Genomic DNA, 18,491 nt, shown 5'->3' on the forward strand with positions numbered 1-18,491 from the left:
GGTGCCGAACGGCAACGCTGACGTGCGTCGAAACAGCACCCGCAATACGGCATGTGATCCGTACCACTTTTGGGACTTGTTACCCTGCCGACTCACCGAATACGACCGTAGTTTGGACGAATGACCCGTGATGTATACGTCGAAGACCTCGTACCCGGTGACCGCATCCGCCTGGAGGGCACCCCGCGAGTGGTTCGGACCACCAGTCGTCTCGACGACAACCAGTTGCGCATCGAACTCGTGAAGGGCCACGACGACCTGAGCGAGGTCGTCCTGGACCGCACCGTCAAGCTGCAGGTCAACTGACGCCTGATTCGACGATCCCGTCGTTCGGGCGGACCTATGGGTCAGGCCGCCCGGGCGCCGTCGAGATCGCCGAACACCGCCTGATTGTGGTCGAAAGCGGCGATGGCCTCGTCGACGAGCCGGTCGATCCCTGTGGCGTCGAGCGGTAGCGCGTCGAGCCGCGCCCGGTAGGCGTCCTTGTAGCGCTTGAGCTTGTCGATCTCGTCGAACGAGTAGAAACTCAGCGCCGCGTCCTCGACCCCGTAATGCTCTCGCATGCGGTGGGCCACCACCTGGCCACCGCTGAGGTCGCCGAGATAGCGCGTGTAGTGATGAGCCACGTAGCGCGCCGGGTCGGTGCGGGTTGATTCGATCGCCGCTACATACCGCGCCACTGCCGGCAGCGGCGACGCCGTCGACGGGTCGATGCCGAAGGAGGCGAGGTCGGCGCCGAGGCGTTGCAGGCGAAGCAGTTTCGGGTCCAGCACGGCGTCGGCCACCGGGTCCCCCGCCAGGTCGGCACCGACACGCTCGAGCGCCTCGTAGACGAAGTACAACTGGACCGCCAGGCGCTGATACTCGCCGGAGTCCAACCGGCCCGACATCAGATCGTCGATGAACGGCGCATGCTCGGCGCGTTCGTGCGCCACCGCGGTGGCCGAACGCAGACGTTCGGAGATACTCGGGCGGTCGTGTGGTCCGACGTTCTGGGGATCGGGCGTCATGATGCCACCAGTGTTACCACCAGAGTCCGGTGATCGGAACCCGGCAGGTAGTGGGTGTCCATCGACGTGGCCACGAAACCGCGCAGGATGACCCGGTCGATGGCGACCAGCGGCCGGTTGCCGAGCTGCTTGTCGGTGGGATAGCTCGGCAGGAACCCGGCACCGGCCATGTCGGTGCCGTCGACGAGCCCGTTGGTCAGCAGGCTGCGATACTTCGCGTGATTCCAGGTGGAGTTGTAGTCCCCGATCGCGATCACCGGCCGGGTGGGAGCTCGGCGAAATGTGTGGCGAGCGTGTCCATGTCGTCGTGCCAGTCCCAGTTGCGACCCCACAGCGGCGCCGCCGGGTGGATGGCCAGGACCTGGGTCCCGGCGGCGCCCGGCAGGTCGGTGCGGGCCTGCAGGTTGTGCAGCACCGTCCCCGGGATGTTGTATCGCTCGTCCAGCGGGCGCTTGCTGAACATCGCGGTGCCGGCCGCGTAGGTGTACGGGATCGCGAACTCGTGCGGCAGGGTCCGGCCGATCTCACTGCGCCGCAGACGTTCCAGCGCCTCGGGGGTGACCTCTTGGAGGGACACGAGGTCCGGATCGGCGTCGGCGACGATCTTCTCGAGCGCACCCAGGTCGCCCCCGCCAAAGAGCAGGTTGGCCGACACGACGGTGAACCGCTCGCCGGACGGCGCCGCGTTGGCGATGACCAGCGGCACCTGGGTGTAGGCCAGACCGCCGACGGCCACGATCGCAATCGCCAGCATGAACCAGCGCCGCAGGACCGCGAAGACGACGATGGCGATCACTCCGGGGATCAACGCGAACTGCACGGCGCTCGTGAGGTACAGCGCGACGTCACCGCGGGACGGGTAAAAGTGCAGGAACACGCCCAGCACCACGCCGGCGAGCATCGCCCACCCCAGGACGTACGCGGCCGCCCACAGAAATCTCGTCATCGCTCCCCCATGTGATCCGGTGTTCCCCCGCCGGAGTCAGCTGCGCCCTTCCGCGCCCGTCCGCATCTCTCCGCGCTCAGGCCCCGAAGACCTTGAGCACCACGGCCTTGGCCCGGCGCGTCACCCGGAGATAATTCTCCAGGAACTCGTTGGCCTGGTCCTCCGGCCACCCCGCGGCAAACGCGATCTGGCGCAGTTGTGCACCCGGCCCAGGTAGTTGATCGATCGGCTTGCCACGCACCAGGACCAGCGCGTTGCGCGCCTTCGTCGCGGTCGTCCAGGCGTCCTTCAACAGCGCGACGTCGTTCTCCGACAACAACTCCGCCGCGCCGATGGCATCCAGTGAGTCCAGCGTCGACGTGTTGTGCAGGCTCCGATAGCGGTGCGCATACTTCAGCTGCAGGAGCTGCACCGTCCACTCGATGTCGGCGAGGCCACCGCGGCCGAGCTTGGTGTGGGTGGCCGGGTCGGCGCCGCGCGGCAGACGTTCGGCGTCCACGCGGGCCTTGATCCGGCGGATCTCCCGAACGGCGTCGTTGCTGACACCGCCGGCCGGATACCGCACGTGGTCGATCATGTGCAGGAAGTCGATGCCGAGGGCCTCGTCGCCCGCTACCTGATGCGCCCGGAGCAGCGCCTGGACCTCCCACGGTTGCGCCCACTGCGCGTAGTAGGCGGCGTAGGACGCGAGGGTCCGCACGATCGGACCGTTCCGGCCTTCGGGTCGCAGCCCTGTGTCGACCTCGAGGGGTGGATCCGCGCTCGGGCTCCCCAGCATCGACCGCACGTTCTCGGCGATCGTCTGCGCCCACTTGAGCGCCTCGGACTCCTCGGCGTCCCGATCGGGCTGACACACGAACATCACGTCGGCGTCGGATCCGTAACCCAGCTCGCCACCGCCGAGCCGGCCCATCCCGATCACCGCGATGCGCGCCGGCGCCCGGCTCCCCCGTTCTCGCTCGGAGATGTTGATCGCGACGGTGAGCGCTGCGTTCAGGACCGCCGCCCACACACTGGACAGCGCCTTGCAGACGGCCGGTACGTCCAGCAGTCCCAGCACGTCGGCAGAGGCGATGCGGACCAGCTCGGCCCGACGGTGCGAACGGGCCACGGCCACTGCGCGTTTCATGTCCTGCTGGCGGACCGTCGAGGCGACGAGGCCCTTGGCGACGTCCTCGGGGCGCACGTTGCACAGCTTGGGCCCGTCCGGCCCGTCGGAGTACTGGTGGATCACCTCGGGCGAACGCATCAGCATGTTCGCGATGTACTCCGACGTCCCGAGCACCTTCATCAGCCGCGCCGCCACCACGCCGTCGTCGCGCAGCAGTCGCAGGAACCAGTCGGTGTCCTCCATCACGTCGCACAGCCGGCGGTAGTTCAGCAGGCCGGCATCGGGATCCGGTGTATCCCCGATGTGTTCGAGCAACTGCGGCAGGATGAGCAGCTGGATCTGACCGCGGCGTCCCGGCGCGTTCGACAGCGCGCGGATATGACTCAGTGCCCGATCGGGTTTCGCGTAACCCAGTGCGGCCAGCCGCCTCTCGGCGGAGGTGTCGGTCAGGGTCAGCTCGTCGGTCTTGAAGCGCGTGACCGCCTCGAGCAGCGGGCGGTAGAACAGCTTCTGGTGCAGCCGCCGGACCCGCAGGCTCTGGTGGCGGATCTGTTCGCGCAGCACCCCCGTCGCGTCGAGTTCGCCCTCTCGCCGGATGTGTGCGGCGCGGGCGAGCCAGCGCAGCGCCTCGTGGTCGTCGGGCTGCGGCAGCAGATGCGTCCGGGACATGCGCTGAAGCTGCAGCCGGTGTTCGAGGAGACGCAAGAACTGGTACGACGCACTGAGATTCGCGGCGTCGTCGCGTCCGACGTAACCGCCCGCGGTGAGCGCGGCCAGCGCGTCGACGGTCGGCATCACGCGCAGGTTCTCGTCCACCCGGCCGTGCACCATCTGCAGGAGCTGGACCGCGAACTCGACGTCGCGCAGACTGCCGCGCCCGAGTTTGAGGTTGCGCTCGCGCTCGTCCTCGGGGAGCAGGGATTCGACGCGGCGTCGCATCTTCTGCACCTCGGGCACGAAGTCGGGCCGCTCGGCCGCCTTCCACACCATCGGTTTGACCGCGGCGATGTAATCGTCGGCGAGATGCATGTCGCCGGTCATCGCCCGGGCCTTGAGCAGCGCTTGGAACTCCCAGGTCTTGGCCCACCGTTCGTAGTAGGCCACATGCGATTCCAGGGTTCGGGTCAGCGCTCCGGACTTCCCCTCGGGCCGTAGCGCGGCATCGACCTCGAAGAACGCGAGCGAACCGATGCGCATCATCTCGCCCGCGATCCGCGCCGCGGTACCGTCGGCCGGGTCACTGACGAAGATGACGTCGACGTCGCTGACGTAGTTCAGTTCGCGCGCACCGCATTTGCCCATCGCGACCACGGCGAGCCGGACCGGGATGGGATCGTCCCCGCAGACCTCGGCGAAGGCGACGGCGAGGGCGGCGGTCATGGCGGCGTCGGCGCAGTCGGACAGGTAGGCACCCACCTCGGGCAACCACATCACCGGTTCGTCCTCGACGGTCGAGGCGACGTCGTGGGCCGCGAGTTGCAGGATCAGGTTGCGGTAGGCCAGGCGGAGTGCGATGACGGCCTTCGGGCCGGTGAGCGCCGACCGGTACACCCGGTTGCCCTTCTCGACCTCGCCCGGAACGGGCTCGGCACCGACGGAGGCGAGCATCAGACGGTCGACCTCGGCACGGTCGGGCAACTCGTCGGCGAGCAGGAGCCGCCAGCTCGACGGTTCGGCGACCAGGTGATCGGCGAGCGCGTCCGACGAACCGATGACCGCGAACAGGCGCCCACGGAATGCGCGCTCCGCGCGCACCAGGCCGTCGATCTCGGACCACTCGTCGCCGACGGCGCTGCGCAACCGCACGAGCGTACGGAGGGCCAGGTCGGCGTCGGGAGACCGCGACAGGGCCCACAACACGTCGACCGATTCTGGCGTGTTCCACCCGAGATCGGCGAGGTTCCGGGGTGCGGAGTCGTCGAGCAGACCCAGCCGGCCCGCGCTGGGGACGGTGCTGCGTCCGGCTCGCCCCGGGGGGCCCGATCGTGTTGTCACATCACAAAAGTAGCGACCGGATCCGATCGGCACGACATCGCGGTCCCGGACCGGGCAAGGCCGCCCTTACAGCGGCAGGTAGTTCTGCAGCTCGAACGGGGTCACGAGGCTGCGGTAATTCGTCCATTCCGTCCACTTGTTTCGCAGGAAGTAGTCGAACACGTGCTCGCCGAGGGCCTCGGCGACCAGCTCCGAGTTCTCCATCTCCTTCAGCGCGTCGGCCAGGCTGCCGGGGAGTTCCTTGTAGCCCATCGCCCGACGCTCGGCCGAGGTGAGCGCCCAGACGTCGTCCTCGGCCTCGTCGGGCAGCTCGTAGTCCTCGTTGATGCCCTTGAGCCCGGCGGCCAGCAGCACCGCGAAGGTCAGGTACGGATTGCAGGCGGAGTCGGGGCTGCGGACCTCGATGCGGCGCGACGACGCCTTGTTCGGCGTGTAGAGCGGGAGTCGGATCAGCGCCGAGCGGTTGGCGCCGCCCCAGGTGGCCGCGGTCGGCGCCTCACCACCGTGGATGAGCCGCTTGTAGCTGTTCACCCACTGGTTGGTGACCGCACTGATCTCCGAGGCGTGATGCAGGATGCCGGCGATGAACTTCTTTCCGGTGGCCGAGAGCTGCATCGGGTCGTCGGGGTTGTGGAAGGCGTTGAGGTCGCCCTCGAACAGGCTGAGGTGGGTGTGCATCGCCGACCCGGGATGCTCACTGAACGGCTTGGGCATGAACGTCGCCCAGACGCCCTCGTTGATCGCGACCTCCTTGATGAGGTAGCGGAACGTCATGACGTTGTCGGCCATCGACAGCGCGTCGGCGTAGCGCAGGTCAATCTCCTGCTGACCGGGCGCACCCTCGTGGTGGGAGAACTCGACCGAGATGCCCATCGACTCCAGGGCCTCGATGGCATGCCGCCGGAAGTTGGGCGCGGCGTCGTGGACGGCCTGGTCGAAGTACCCCCCGGAGTCCGCGGGAGTCGGCACCGACCCGTCCAGGGGCGCCTCTTTGAGCAGGAAGAACTCGATCTCGGGGTGGACGTAGCAGCTGAAGCCGAGGTCGGCGGCCTTGTTGAGCTGCCGGCGCAGCACATGCCGTGAGTCGGCCCAACTGGGAGTGCCGTCGGGCATCGCGATGTCGCAGAACATGCGTGCGGAATGGTGCCGACCGGCCGAGGTTGTCCACGGCAGCACCTGGAAGGTCGACGGATCAGGCTTGGCCACGGTGTCGGCTTCCGAGACCCGGGAGAATCCCTCGATGGACGAGCCGTCGAAGCCGATACCCTCGGCGAACGCGCCCTCGAGTTCGGCCGGGGCGATCGCCACGGACTTCAGATAACCGAGGACGTCGGTGAACCACAGTCGGACGAAGCGGATGTCGCGCTCCTCGAGGGTCCGCAGCACGAATTCCTTTTGGCGATCCATGGTCGCCGACATTAGAAGTACGCTGTTAAATCCGTGTTACACGCGCAATTCCAACTCGATGTGCTGCAGTTTTACGGACTCAATCCCACATCGTGAGACGTCCGACCAGTAGCTGGGACGCGGGGCCGGGCACGAAATCCCAAGTGAACTGCCGACAGAGTCGCACACGGCGCTCTCGACCCCGTCCGCGCGTGTGACCAATCGCATAAACATGGCAGGTCACAACAGGTCGTCCTAGTGAAACAATGGCCTACGTCCGTGTTCAACCCGGGTACCCGCCGCGCCTCTCCGGCCAGTCGGGACTCGAGGCAGAAAAGAGACAACGATGTCCGATTCCTCGGTTTACGGCGCGTCCGCCCCCGCCCAGTCCGCCAAGCGACGCGTGACCCGCATCCACCATCTCGCGCAGATGAAGGCCGAGGGCGAGAAGTGGTCGATGCTCACCGCATACGACTACTCCTCCGCCCGCATCTTCGACGCCGCCGAGATCCCCGTCCTGCTCGTCGGCGACTCCGCCGCCAACGTCGTCCTGGGCTACGACACCACCATCCCGGTCACCGTCGACGAGATGGTCCCGCTCATCCGCGCCGTCGTACGCGGCGCACCGCATGCACTCGTCGTAGCCGACATGCCGTTCGGCAGCTACGAGATCGGCCCGCAGCACGCCCTCGAGAACGCATTCCGGATCTTCAAGGAGACCGGTGCGCACGCGGTGAAACTCGAAGGCGGTGAACGCGTCGCCCCGCAGATCGCGGCGCTGACCGCGGCCGGCATCCCGGTCATGGCCCACATCGGGTTCACCCCGCAGAGCGTCAACGGGCTCGGCGGCTTCCGTGTCCAGGGCCGCGGGGACGGCGCCGATCAGCTCGTCGCCGACGCCATCGCCGTCCAGGAGGCGGGCGCCTTCGCCGTGGTGATGGAGATGGTGCCGGCCGATCTCGCCGGTCAGATCGCCCGCAAGCTGACCATCCCGACCGTCGGCATCGGCGCGGGCAACGAGACCGACGCGCAGGTCCTCGTGTGGCAGGACATGGCCGGACTCTCCCACGGCAAGACCGCGAAGTTCGTCAAGCGCTTCGCCGATGTCGGAGGCGAATTACGCTCGGCCGCCGAGCAATACGCCGACGAGGTGCGCCGCGGAGTGTTCCCCGGCCCCGAACACAGCTACTGAGAGCCCGGACGTCAGCACTACGCTGACGTCCATGCGGAACTTCTACCCGGAGATCGAGCCCTACGCCTCCGGCCATCTCGACGGCGGCGACGGCCAGCAGATCTACTGGGAGACCTCCGGCAACCCGGACGGCAAACCCGCCGTGTTCGTGCACGGCGGGCCCGGGGGCGGGACGTCCCCGGCGCAGCGCCGGTTCTTCGACCCGGCGAAGTACCGGATCGTCCTGTTCGACCAGCGCGGCTGCGGACAGTCCCGGCCCCACATCGCCGACGGCGCGAACCTCACCGTCAACACGACACCGCACCTCATCGCCGACATGGAGCGCCTCCGTACTCATCTCGGGATCGACCGCTGGCAGGTCTTCGGCGGTTCCTGGGGTTCGACACTCGGTCTCGCCTACGCGCAAGCCCATCCCGACCGCGTCACCGAACTCGTGCTGCGCGGCATCTTCCTGCTGCGGCGCAGCGAGATCGACTGGTACTACAACGGCGGGGCCGCCCACATCTACCCCGACCTGTGGGAGAGCTACCTCGAGCCCATCCCCGTCGACGAACGCGACGGCGACCTCGTCGCCGCCTATCACCGCCTGCTCACCTCCGGGGACGCCGCGACGGCCCGCGCCGCCGCCCGCGCCTGGACGGGTTGGGAGCAGGCGACCAGCTATCTCCTCCCCCGCCCCGACGAGGAGTCGGACGGTTCCTCGGCGGACGACCCCCAGAAGAAGGACACCGACCGCTTCGACCTCGCCTTCGCATCGATCGAGAACCACTACTTCGTCAATCACGGATTCCTGCGCGACGGTCAGCTCCTCGACGAGATCGACACGATCGCCTCCATCCCCGGCGTGATCGTGCAGGGCCGCTACGACGTCGTGTGCCCGATGCGCAGCGCCTGGGACCTGCACCGCGCCTGGCCGGCTGCCGATCTCCGCATCGTCGCCGACGCCGGGCACGCATCGTACGAGCCGGGTATCAGACACCACCTGATCGAGGCCACGGACCGGTTCGCGCGGTAGCCGACGCCAGTACTCCGCACGCACCACTAAGCTCGACGGACAGCCGTCGAGAAACCAGGAGGAACAGGTGGCCGCATCCGAGCAGGTCGAGGTGGAGCTGAAGTTCGACGTGGACGCCGGACACGTGGCCCCCGACCTGCGGGTGCTGCCCGGTGTCGTGTCGGCGACGACCCCGGAGACGTTCTCACTCGACGCCACCTATTTCGACACCGAGAACCTCGACCTCGCCGGCAACAAGATCACCATGCGTCGGCGTACCGGCGGAAGCGACCAGGGCTGGCACCTCAAGCGCCCCACGGGCATTCCGGGAACCCGGCGAGAGCTGCACGTGGGCTTCGACGAGGCGCCCGCGGACGGCGACGTCCCCGACGCGCTGTCGACACCGGTCCTGGCCCACATCCGCGAACGCACCCTGATGCCGGTCGCCGTCATCTCCACGACGCGCACCGTGACCCGGTTGCTCGGCGCCGACGACGAGCCGCTCGCCGAACTCGCCGAGGACCTCGTCACCGCCCAGTCGCTCCTGCCCGGCGGTCACAGCCAGCAGTGGGCGGAGTGGGAGTTCGAGCTCCTCGCCGGTGGCACGCCGAAGCTCCTGAAGGCCGCCGACAAAGCGCTGCGTGCCGGGGGCGGCCGCGAGGCGTCGAGCGCGTCGAAACTCGCCCGTGCGATCGGCGCCACCCCGACCGTGCACGAACCGCGCCTGTCCAAGCGACCCACCGCACTCGAACTCGTCGTCACCGACATTGCGCTGCACCGCAATTCGCTGGTCGCCTACGATCCCCTGGTGCGCGTCGACGCCCCCGACGCGGTGCACCAGATGCGCGTGGCGTGCCGCCGCCTGCGCAGCGTGTTGTCGGGCTTCCCCACCGTCCTCGACGCCGAGCGCACCGCCCACATCGGCGCCGAGCTGAAGCTGCTCGCCCAGATCCTCGGCGACGCACGCGATTCAGAGGTGCAGCTCGAGTTGAGCGAATCACTGCTGCGTGGCGAGAACGCCTCGCCGGAGCTGCTCGCCGAGCTCGCCGGCACCGAGGTCACCGCCCACGATCGCGCCCTGCGCGCGGCACACGCCGCGATGTCGTCGAAGCGGTACTTCGCCCTGCTCGACAGCATCGACGGCCTGATCGCGTCGCCCCCACCGGGCCCCGACGCCGACATCCCGGCGACCACGGTCGTCGACAAGGCGATCGCCCGCAGCCGCAAGCACATCCACCGCGCACAGGCTCGTCTCGCCGGCTTCGCCGAGGGTTCCGACGAGTGGGAGGAGCAGCTGCACACCATCCGCAAGCGCGCCAAGCGGCTGCGCTACAGCATCGACGCGACCGAACCGCTCGGGAAGAAGAAGTATCGCGAGGTCGGCGTGGCGGCCAAGAAGATCCAGTCCGCGCTGGGCGATTTCAACGACACCCGGATCAACCGGACGCGACTCGCACAGATCGCCTCGGCCGGCACCCTCGGCGGCCCCGACATGTTCGTACTCGGCCGGATCGACGCCCGGCTCGAGGCCGACGGGCACCGCGCGATCGCCGCGTACCGCCGAGTCGCCAAGGAACTCTGACCGAACACCTCACACCTTGCGGAACTCCACCGTCCGGGTCACTTCGTCGGCTTTGGTGAGTTCGACGACCACGCGGTCGCCGGGGCGTAGATCACCCGCGCAGCGCGCGACCACCGGCGGATCGGACAGGAAGATCTGCGCCTGCCTGCGCTCGGTCGCGCCCGACATCACCAGCGCGTCGAACCGCTCACCCACCCGTTCCCGCAGAATCACCGCTTCGGCGAGGTCGATGCTCGCGCGATCCGCGGTGGCGCCGAGCGTGTCGGCCGACCGCAGGATCTTGGGCAGCGTCGGCAACGCGCGGTGCACCCAGTCCGGTACCGGCGTACCGGATGCGATCGCCAGACACACCTCGGTGGCGAACCGGTCCCCGAGCCGCCGCAGCGGTGCGGTGACATGGGCATAGAGCCCACCGATCGCCGAATGCCGCATCAGCGCGTCATCGACGGGCTCGTCGGGTCCGGTGAGGGCGAGGTAGTTGGCACCCCGCATGAGCCCGGCCGCGGCCGATTGCAGGGCGAGCGTGCTCGGTTCGCCACCCGGTAGCCCCGCCAGGAACCGGCCCACCGGCAAGCCGGCCGGCCACTGCACCCCGAGGGCCCGGGCAGCGGCGCGCAGATCCTCGATCGCGTCCTCCTCGGCCGGCGGCAGGGTGCGCAGCAGCCCGACACCGGCCTCGACCATGATCGTGCCCGCGCACATCCCGGCCAGCAGCGACACCTGCGAGTTCCACATGTCGGCGGGTGTGTGTGCCTCGAGATCAAGACGCCACCCGTCGGCCGTGCGGACGACCGTCTGGTCGGGCAGGTCGAGTTCGACCGCGCCCCGCGCCAGCGCGACCTCGCGTCGCAGTTCGCCGAATGCGGGCAGGGCGGCGATGGCGGGATGCAGCCGGCCGGCGGCGGCATCGGCCGAGACCCCGGCGTAGTCGAGGCGCGCAACCGAGGCGATGCGGGACCGCCGCACCCGGACATCGGTCACCGATCCGTCGCCGGCCACCCGGATGGTCCACAGCACACACAGTCTGACCTGCTCCGGCAGAAGGGAACCCGCGCCCTCGGACAGTGCGCGAGGGTGCAACGGGACCGACCCGTCCGGGAAGTACACGGTCGCGCCGCGTCGCCGGCTCTCCTGGTCGAGAGCACCTTCGGGGGTGATGAGTGCCGCGACATCGGCGATCGCGTAGTCGACGACGAACCCGTCGCCGTCGGCGGTGAGGTGCACCGCCTGGTCGAGATCTCGGGAGGTCGGCGGGTCGATCGTGACGAAGGGGACGCCGGTGTGGTCCTCGCGGACGTCGGCGTACCGGTCGGCACCCGGAGCGCCGGAGTCGATCATCTGCGCGGTGGCCCGGGCTTCGGCGAGGGCATCGTCGCCGTACTCCTCGTCGACGCCCAGTTCGGTGCGTATACCGGCGAAGTCGATGTCGGGGGCGGAGAGGATGCGCTTCACTCCCCCAACCCTAGAGAAGAGTGAGGCGAACGAGTCGGCACGTAAGCCGGATCCTGTTCCCGCACGGTCGTGAGACCGCGTGGGCGGCGACCATCCATCTGGGCACACCGTCGCCGGGTACCTCGAGCGGCCCACCCGCGGGCTGGGGCGAGCAGCCCTCGTGACGCCCGCGCACACGCACCGCGAGGTGCGTGCTTCGGCCTTGCTCCGGGTGGGGTTTACCGAGCCGGCACGGTCACCCGTGCCGCTGGTGCGCTCTTACCGCACCGTTTCACCCTTACCGACCTCGCGGCCGGCGGTCTGTTCTCTGTGGCACTGTCCCGCGGGTCACCCCGGGTTGCCGTTGACAACCACCCTGCTCTGCGGAGTCCGGACTTTCCTCGATGCGCGGCGTGACGGGAGACCGCCCGTTCCGCGCACCGCGGCCGCCCGGCCGACTCGTTCGCGCACCCAGGATACGGCAGGCGTCGGGCGGACCCTCGACGGCGGCGTCAGACGCGCCAGTGCGCGGCGTCGTTGACGAGCCGCACGACGGAGCCGCCGTCGTCGAAGTACTCGGCGATCGACACCGACGCGAGGTCGAGGTGCAGCCGGAACAGCAGTTCGGGTCCGACGCCGAGCGCGTCCTGCAGCAGCGTCTTGATGGGCGTGACATGCGAGACCAGCACCACGGTCTGACCCGGATACCTCTCCAGCAGTTCGGCTTTCGTCCGCGAAATGCGTTCGGCGACCTGCGCGAAGCTCTCCCCGCCGGGCGCGGGCACGGTGATGTCGGACAGCCACGCGCGGTGCAGATCCGGGTCACGCTGCGACGCCTCGGTGAACGTCAGACCCTCCCAGTCACCGAAGTCGTTCTCGATCAGCCCGGGATGTTCGACGACGTCGATCCCGGTCAGGGCGGCGACCTCCTCGGCCGTCGACCGTGCACGCCGCAGCGGCGAGGTCACGATCGCGGCGATCCCCTCCTCGCGCACCACGCGCGCGGCGGCGGCGCGGGCCTGGCGTCGGCCCTCGTCGGTGAGGTCCGGGTTGCCCCGCCCGGAGTAGCGCCGCTCCACCGACAGCGGCGTCTGGCCGTGCCGGAGCAGGATCAACCGGGTCGGATCGCTGCGCCGACCCTGCCACGACGGCGCCTTGGTCGCCGAATCATGCTCGGGGACTGACTCTTCGGCGGTCGCGGTCACGAATCTAGATCCCGGACTCGGCGGTGCGCACGAGGATCGCGCCGCACTCTTCGCACCGGATCACCTCGTCGGACTGTGCCGCGGCGATGGTGGCGATGGTCCCGCGGTCGAGTTCCATCCGGCATGCACCGCATCGGCGTGCACGCAGCAGGCCGGCGCCGATGCGGCCGCCGGCGCGTTGCTTGTCGTACATCGCGAGCAGCGGCGCATCGATCTCGGCTTCGAGGGTCTCGCGGCGCTCCCGCGCGCGCGACAGGTCCTCGTCGATGGTCTCGAGGGACTTGTCGCGCCGGACCTGTGCTTCGGCGACCTTCTCCTCGAGGTGGCTGATGGTCGCCGCGGCGCGGGTGCGTTCGGATTCGACGGCCTCCTGCTGCTCCATCAGCGACAGCATCTCGTCTTCGAGCACCGCTCGCCGGCGACCCAGGCCCGCGAGTTCGTGTTGCAACTCCGACAACGCTTTCGGCGCCAGGCCACCGGCGGTCAACAGGGCCGAGTCCTTGGCCTCACGGTTGGCCATACCGGTCACCTCGGAGTCGATCCGGCGGTACTCGCGTCCGAGGTCCTCGGCGGCGATCTCCGCGCGCACCAGATCGTCACGGGCGGCATCGATCGCGGAGTTGTGTTCGGCGATCTCGGCGTCCTCCGGCAGGGTCTTGCGGCGATGGACGAGACGATTGATCTCGGCATCGGAGTCCGCGAGATCGAGCAGCAGTCGCTGCACGGCGGCGTCGACTTTCATTGCGGTCTCCTCTTCGGCGAAAGTCCCCCCACCGTACGCGGGGGGCGCGCGAGTGCCGGCGGCGGCTCGGTTTCTCCCGAGTCAGCCCGCACTGTGCAGCGCGAACGGATCGGTCGGCGCCTCGAAGACACTCACCGGCGTGCCCAATTCGGCCTCGAGCAGCGCATCGACCTGCGCACACCACGGGAACTCGGTCGCCCAGTGTCCGGCGTCGACCAGGGCCGGCCCGCCGTCGCGCAGACTCTCGTCGACCGGATGATGACGGAGATCACCGGTCAGGTAGACGTCGACGCCGAGACCGCGGACACGTCCGAGCAAGGAGTCCCCGGCTCCGCCGCACACCGCGACGGTCCGTACCAGCGCGTCCGGGTCTCCCGCGGCGCGGACACCCGCCGGGGTGCGCAACACCCGGGCGGCCTCGGCGACGAAATCGCGCAACGTCATCGGCTCGGTGAGCGACCCGACGCGGCCCAGCCCGACATCGCTGCCCAGGTCGGCCAGTTCGAACACGTCGAAGGCCGGCTCCTCGTACGGGTGCGCGTCGCGCAGAGCGCGCAGGACGCCGGCCCGCAGTCCGCGCGAGGCGACCATCTCGACCCGGGCCTCGTCGACGTGGGTGCGCATCCCGATCTCGCCGATGGTCGGTGAGGCGTCCTCGCCGGCCTCGAATTGCCCGGTTCCGACGACCGTCCACGAGCAGTCCCGGTAGTCGCCGATCGCCCCCGCACCCGCGGCGAACATCGCCTCGCTGACCTGCTCGACGTTGCCCTCCGGCACCATCACGACCCACTTGTCCATTGCCGCAACCGGTTTCGGGTCGATGGGGACGGTGCCGCGCAGCCCGAGCCGGTCGGCCAGCGCGTCGGAGACGCCGGGCCGCGCACTGTCGGCGTTGGTGTGTGCGCACAACAGCGCGATCCCGTTGCGGATCAGCCGATGGACGATCCGGCCCTTGGGGGTGTCGGCGGCCACGGTGGTGACACCGCGCAGGAGGAGCGGGTGATGGGCGACGATGATCCCTGCGCCGGCCGCGACCGCGGCGTCGACCACCGCATCGGTGACGTCCACGCACACCAGCACGCCGCGCGCCGGGTCGGCCCGGTCGCCACACACCAGACCGACCGCATCCCACGATTCGGCGAGGGCGGGCGGATAAGCCCGCTCCACGACGTCGACCACGTCGCCCACCGTCACAGTCGCGTCAGACGCGTTCGCCGGTTCCACTGTCGATCTCCTCTCGTACCAACTCGATCGCCCGCGTGAGCGCGCGGACCTGCGGAAGTGCCCGGACGGCAAGACGAAGATGCGAGTCGCCGAGGCCGACGAAATTGGCGCAGCTGCGCACCGCGAATCCGTGGCGGATCAGCCGCTGCTTCACCTCGGTGGCGTGGGCCATCTCGACGAGCAGGAAGGGCGCCGCGGGCTCGGCCGCCACTCGGAGCCCGATCCGCGTCAGCTCGGCGACCATCTCGCTGCGCTCGTCGGCGACCCGCCGCGCGACCGCGGCGCAGTATCGCTGCCCCTGTTGCTCGACACAGGCGGTCAGCGCGGCCAGCGCGGGGGTCGACACGGCCCACGGTCGTCGGCCGGCACGGAGTCGATCGAGCAGGTCGACCGGCCCGAGCAGATAACCCGCGCGGAGTCCAGCGAGACCGAAAGTCTTTGTCACACTGCGGATCACGAGAAGGTCGGGCCAGTCGACCGAGGCGAGGGACTGGGGTTCGAGTGACCCGTCGGCGCCCAGGGTGAGGTCGGCGAAGGCCTCGTCGACGACGAGGATCCGTCCCGGCCTGCGCAATGCGGCGATGGCCTCGACCGGGTGCAGCACCGACGTCGGGTTCGTGGGATTGCCCAGGATGACGAGATCGGCGTCGTCCGGCACGGCGGTCCCGCTGTCTCCCGGACCGGGCAGCTCCCAGGGTGCGGCCAGCGCGACCTGCGTGATCGGGATGCCCGCGGCGCGGAGCACGACCTCCGGCTCGGTGAACGACGGTTGGATCAGGGCCGCGTGACGAACCCCCAGCCGCGGGAGCATCTCGAACCCGTCGGCGGCTCCGGAGAGCAGCAGCACTTCCTCGGGGCGACGGCCGTGTGCCGCGGCGATCGCGTCGACGGCTCGTCGCTCCTGCGCTCCGGTCGGATATCGCGCAAGATCGTCGAGTCCCGACCGGATGGCGTCGAGGACGAACGCCGGAGGTGTACCGCGGACGTTCACGGCGAAGTCGACGAGCCCCGGCGTGGCGTCCTGGTCGCCGTGACGTTCCGGGTCGGTCAGATCGGCGCGCGGCGGCGGTGTCCCGGCCGGGCCGGTCTCGACGTCGAGCGCGTCGTACCCAACTGTCATGTGTTCAGACCTTACGTGCACGATGGAGAGGTGACGACGACGCCGGATCCCCGCCATCCCGAGACCGTCCTACTCGTCGACCTCGACGGCACGGTCACCGACAGTTTCGCAGGTATCGAGAACAGCTTTCGGCATGCTCTCGCCGTGGTCGGGGCGCCCGAGCCCGACCCGCGCATCGTGGCCGGCATCGCCGGGCCGCCGATGATCGACACGCTGAATGCCCTGGGCCTCTCCCCCGAGACGGCCGACAAGGCGATGCGCGCGTACCGAGAGCGATACACCGAGGTGGGCTGGCTGGAGAACTCGGTGTTCGACGGGATGGCCGAGCTGCTCGCCGATCTGGCCGCCGGCGGCCGGACCCTGGCGATCGCGACGTCGAAGAACCAGACCACCGCGCGTCGGATCCTCGAGCACTTCGATCTGGCCGGACACTTCCGCTACATCGCCGGGGCCAGCGACGACGGTACCCGCCGCGAGAAAGCCGACGTGATCACCTCCGCCCTCGCCGAACTCGGACTGCCCACCGACCCGCAGACCGGGCACGTGACCACTCCGGTCGTGATGATCGGCGACCGCAGCCATGACGTGCTGGGCGCGGCCGAATTCGGCATCTCAGCGATTCTCGTGCGGTGGGGTTACGCTCTGGGCGGGGAGGACCAGGGTGCGACCTGGGTGGTCGAGTCCGTGGCCGAACTCCGCGACGTCCTGGGTGCGTGACCTCGTACCCGACGACCGGCTGAGGCGCACATCGACTTGTTGAGGTAGCAGTGTCTGACGAACTTCACATCTGCTTCGTGTGTACGGGCAACATCTGCCGGTCACCGATGGCGCAGAACATCTTCCGAACGGCACTCGACGACGCCGGACTCGGCGGCAAGGTGCGTGTGTCCAGTTGCGGGACGAGCGGCTATCACATCGGTGAGCCGGCCGACAATCGCGCGCGAACCGAATTGGTCGCGCACGGCTACTCCGACGCACATGTCGCCGCGTTGATCGGACCTGAACATTTCGAGGCCGACCTTCTGCTCGCGATGGACGAGGGCCACGTGCGCGAACTCGAACGCAAACGTCTCGGCGACCGCACACGACTGCTGCGCTCGTTCGATCCGTCCGCGCCCGCCGACGACCTCGATCTCGCCGACCCGTACTACGGCACCCCCGACGACTTCGTGGTGACACGCGAACAGATCGAGGGTTCGATGCCGGGCCTGATCGACTGGGTGCGGGCCGAAATAGGGGTGTCCTGATCCGAAAGAACCACAAAACCGCCGGTCTGTCCTCTGCTCCCTGAGGAGCGCTCGGAGCTTGCGGAGGGCGCGTCACGAAGGGTCTGCCGACCGAGGTTGCGAAGACCCTCGTGACGCTCGCAAGTGTCTCGCGTACCTGCGCCGATTTGTGACCGACAGACTTCAACTCGACCCCTGGACCTCGATCGAAGTCTAGGAGTCGAGTTGAAGTCTGCCGGTCGCCGGCAACGCCCTCTCCTCAGCGGCCAAGCAGTGCGGGTGCCGGGAGCCCAGATCTCAAGCCGCCGGCGCGATGAGATTGTGCACGAAGCGGATCTTGGTCAGAACCGTCTCGGGCAGCACGAATGGGTAGAGGTCGGGATGGCCCATCGACCGGTTGATCTGGTTGAGCGCCCACGTCAGCGGTAGCCACTCGTCGATGACCCGGTCGAATCCCACGTCCCCGGGCGGCACCCCGTCGAAGGTCGTGCCCGCGGGCGCCATGGCGAACGCCGCTGCGGTGTCGAGCGTGTCGCGGATGTGCAGGTAGTGCGCGAACGTCTCCGCGAAATCCTCCGCCGGGTGCATCGTCGCGTATGAGGACACGAAGTCCTGCCGCCAGCCCTCGGGAGCGCCCTCGCTGTAGTGGCGGTCGAGAGCCGCCTGATAGTCGTCGTCGGGGTTTCCGAACAGCTCCTCGAAGCCCGCTCGTCGCTCGTCGGTGATGAGGACGAGTTGGTAGTAGTGGCCGATCTCATGCCGGAAGTGCCCGAGGACGGTCCGGTACGGTTCGGCGAGTTCGACGCGCATCTGTTCGCGGTGGACGTCGTCCCCCTCGGCGAGGTCGAGGGTGATGACGCCGTTCGCATGACCGGTGATGACCGACTGCTTCGCACTGGAGAGCAGGTCGAAGGCCAGCCCGGACTCCGGGTTCTCCTCCCGGGTCTCGATGGGGAGCCCGAGTTCGTCGAGTTCCAGGATGAGGCGACGCTTGGCGGTCTCGGTCTGGCCGAAGATGACCAGCGCCTCGGGATCGTCGTCGCCGGGACGGGTACGGGTGAGGCGGCACGACTCACACATGGTCGGCTTGCCGCTCCACTTCACCAGCCAATTGCATTGCGCGACCTTGGTATTGGCACAGCGTTCGAGCAGCACGCCGTCCACCTCCACGCGCGCCTGGTCGTCGAGGACGTGGATGGTCCTGGTCTTCAGCCAGAAGCCGAGCGGGCTCCGGCAGTTCAGACACAGACTGTTCTCGAAGGAGAGACGCTGACCGCACTTCAAGCAGAGGAAGTCTCGCATTTCGATCAGGCTACCCCCGCTCGGT

The 18,491-nt window shown here is 68.8% G+C and carries 17 protein-coding genes and 1 other RNA gene; 6 read left to right on the forward strand and 12 right to left on the reverse strand.

Annotated features, from left to right (window positions below):
* The first annotated feature begins 120 nt into the window (after nt 1–120).
* Nucleotides 121–306 (forward strand): hypothetical protein, encoded by a 186-nt coding sequence (locus tag QAD21_RS15340; RefSeq protein ID WP_065630063.1) that lies wholly within the window; start codon nt 121–123, stop codon nt 304–306.
* 41 nt (nt 307–347) lie between these two features.
* Here QAD21_RS15340 and QAD21_RS15345 read toward each other — a convergent pair whose 3' ends face one another.
* The 5 genes from QAD21_RS15345 to glnA form a co-directional block, all read right to left on the reverse strand.
* Nucleotides 348–1,010, reverse strand: a complete 663-nt coding sequence (locus tag QAD21_RS15345) for a biliverdin-producing heme oxygenase (protein WP_068971683.1) — start codon at nt 1,008–1,010, stop codon at nt 348–350.
* On the reverse strand, nt 1,007–1,342 hold the full coding sequence (locus QAD21_RS25370) for an endonuclease/exonuclease/phosphatase family protein (protein WP_348534444.1): 336 nt from the start codon (nt 1,340–1,342) through the stop codon (nt 1,007–1,009). Before QAD21_RS25370 ends, QAD21_RS15345 begins: the two co-directional genes overlap by 4 nt.
* Nucleotides 1,264–1,956, reverse strand: coding sequence for an endonuclease/exonuclease/phosphatase family protein (locus tag QAD21_RS15350; RefSeq protein WP_348534445.1), 693 nt, complete (start codon nt 1,954–1,956; stop codon nt 1,264–1,266). Before QAD21_RS15350 ends, QAD21_RS25370 begins: the two co-directional genes overlap by 79 nt.
* Before the next feature lie 76 nt (nt 1,957–2,032).
* A complete protein-coding gene (locus tag QAD21_RS15355) occupies nt 2,033–5,062 on the reverse strand; it encodes a bifunctional [glutamine synthetase] adenylyltransferase/[glutamine synthetase]-adenylyl-L-tyrosine phosphorylase (protein WP_137808467.1) in 3,030 nt (1,009 codons plus the stop codon).
* A 66-nt stretch (nt 5,063–5,128) separates the two neighbouring features.
* Nucleotides 5,129–6,469, reverse strand: a complete 1,341-nt coding sequence (gene glnA / locus QAD21_RS15360; RefSeq protein WP_065630066.1) for a type I glutamate--ammonia ligase — start codon at nt 6,467–6,469, stop codon at nt 5,129–5,131.
* Between the two features lie 325 nt (nt 6,470–6,794).
* Here glnA and panB point away from each other — a divergent pair, with 325 nt between their 5' ends.
* The 3 genes from panB (at nt 6,795) to QAD21_RS15375 (ending at nt 10,216) form a co-directional block, all read left to right on the forward strand.
* Nucleotides 6,795–7,640 (forward strand): 3-methyl-2-oxobutanoate hydroxymethyltransferase, encoded by an 846-nt coding sequence (gene panB, locus QAD21_RS15365; protein WP_068971681.1) that lies wholly within the window; start codon nt 6,795–6,797, stop codon nt 7,638–7,640.
* A 31-nt stretch (nt 7,641–7,671) separates the two neighbouring features.
* Nucleotides 7,672–8,655, forward strand: coding sequence for a prolyl aminopeptidase (pip, locus tag QAD21_RS15370; protein WP_068971680.1), 984 nt, complete (start codon nt 7,672–7,674; stop codon nt 8,653–8,655).
* Nucleotides 8,656–8,722: 67 nt separating this feature from the next.
* A complete protein-coding gene (locus tag QAD21_RS15375) occupies nt 8,723–10,216 on the forward strand; it encodes a CYTH and CHAD domain-containing protein (RefSeq protein WP_068971679.1) in 1,494 nt (497 codons plus the stop codon).
* Nucleotides 10,217–10,225: 9 nt separating this feature from the next.
* On the opposite strand, the gene QAD21_RS15380 is transcribed toward QAD21_RS15375, so the two are convergent.
* From QAD21_RS15380 to cobC, 6 genes are all read right to left on the reverse strand, one after another.
* A complete protein-coding gene (locus QAD21_RS15380; protein ID WP_068971678.1) occupies nt 10,226–11,668 on the reverse strand; it encodes an RNB domain-containing ribonuclease in 1,443 nt (480 codons plus the stop codon).
* Between the two features lie 26 nt (nt 11,669–11,694).
* Nucleotides 11,695–12,109: RNase P RNA component class A (gene rnpB / locus QAD21_RS15385), an RNA gene on the reverse strand.
* Between the two features lie 50 nt (nt 12,110–12,159).
* Nucleotides 12,160–12,852, reverse strand: a complete 693-nt coding sequence (locus tag QAD21_RS15390; protein WP_068971677.1) for a histidine phosphatase family protein — start codon at nt 12,850–12,852, stop codon at nt 12,160–12,162.
* A gap of 4 nt (nt 12,853–12,856) precedes the next feature.
* Nucleotides 12,857–13,594 (reverse strand): C4-type zinc ribbon domain-containing protein, encoded by a 738-nt coding sequence (locus QAD21_RS15395; RefSeq protein WP_058253125.1) that lies wholly within the window; start codon nt 13,592–13,594, stop codon nt 12,857–12,859.
* An 81-nt stretch (nt 13,595–13,675) separates the two neighbouring features.
* Nucleotides 13,676–14,788 (reverse strand): Nif3-like dinuclear metal center hexameric protein, encoded by a 1,113-nt coding sequence (locus QAD21_RS15400; RefSeq protein ID WP_137808542.1) that lies wholly within the window; start codon nt 14,786–14,788, stop codon nt 13,676–13,678.
* A gap of 7 nt (nt 14,789–14,795) precedes the next feature.
* A complete protein-coding gene (gene cobC / locus QAD21_RS15405) occupies nt 14,796–15,938 on the reverse strand; it encodes an Rv2231c family pyridoxal phosphate-dependent protein CobC (protein WP_068971675.1) in 1,143 nt (380 codons plus the stop codon).
* Nucleotides 15,939–15,968: 30 nt separating this feature from the next.
* Here cobC and QAD21_RS15410 point away from each other — a divergent pair, with 30 nt between their 5' ends.
* Together QAD21_RS15410 and QAD21_RS15415 are read left to right on the forward strand one after the other, a co-directional pair.
* Nucleotides 15,969–16,655 (forward strand): HAD hydrolase-like protein, encoded by a 687-nt coding sequence (locus QAD21_RS15410; RefSeq protein WP_068971690.1) that lies wholly within the window; start codon nt 15,969–15,971, stop codon nt 16,653–16,655.
* A gap of 50 nt (nt 16,656–16,705) precedes the next feature.
* Nucleotides 16,706–17,185, forward strand: a complete 480-nt coding sequence (locus QAD21_RS15415; protein ID WP_068971674.1) for a low molecular weight protein-tyrosine-phosphatase — start codon at nt 16,706–16,708, stop codon at nt 17,183–17,185.
* A gap of 276 nt (nt 17,186–17,461) precedes the next feature.
* On the opposite strand, the gene QAD21_RS15420 is transcribed toward QAD21_RS15415, so the two are convergent.
* Nucleotides 17,462–18,466, reverse strand: a complete 1,005-nt coding sequence (locus tag QAD21_RS15420; protein WP_058253129.1) for a putative zinc-binding metallopeptidase — start codon at nt 18,464–18,466, stop codon at nt 17,462–17,464.
* Between the last annotated feature and the right edge of the window lie 25 nt (nt 18,467–18,491).

Origin of the sequence: Gordonia sp. SMJS1, assembly GCF_029866425.1 — a bacterium.
GTDB lineage: Bacteria > Actinomycetota > Actinomycetes > Mycobacteriales > Mycobacteriaceae > Gordonia > Gordonia hongkongensis.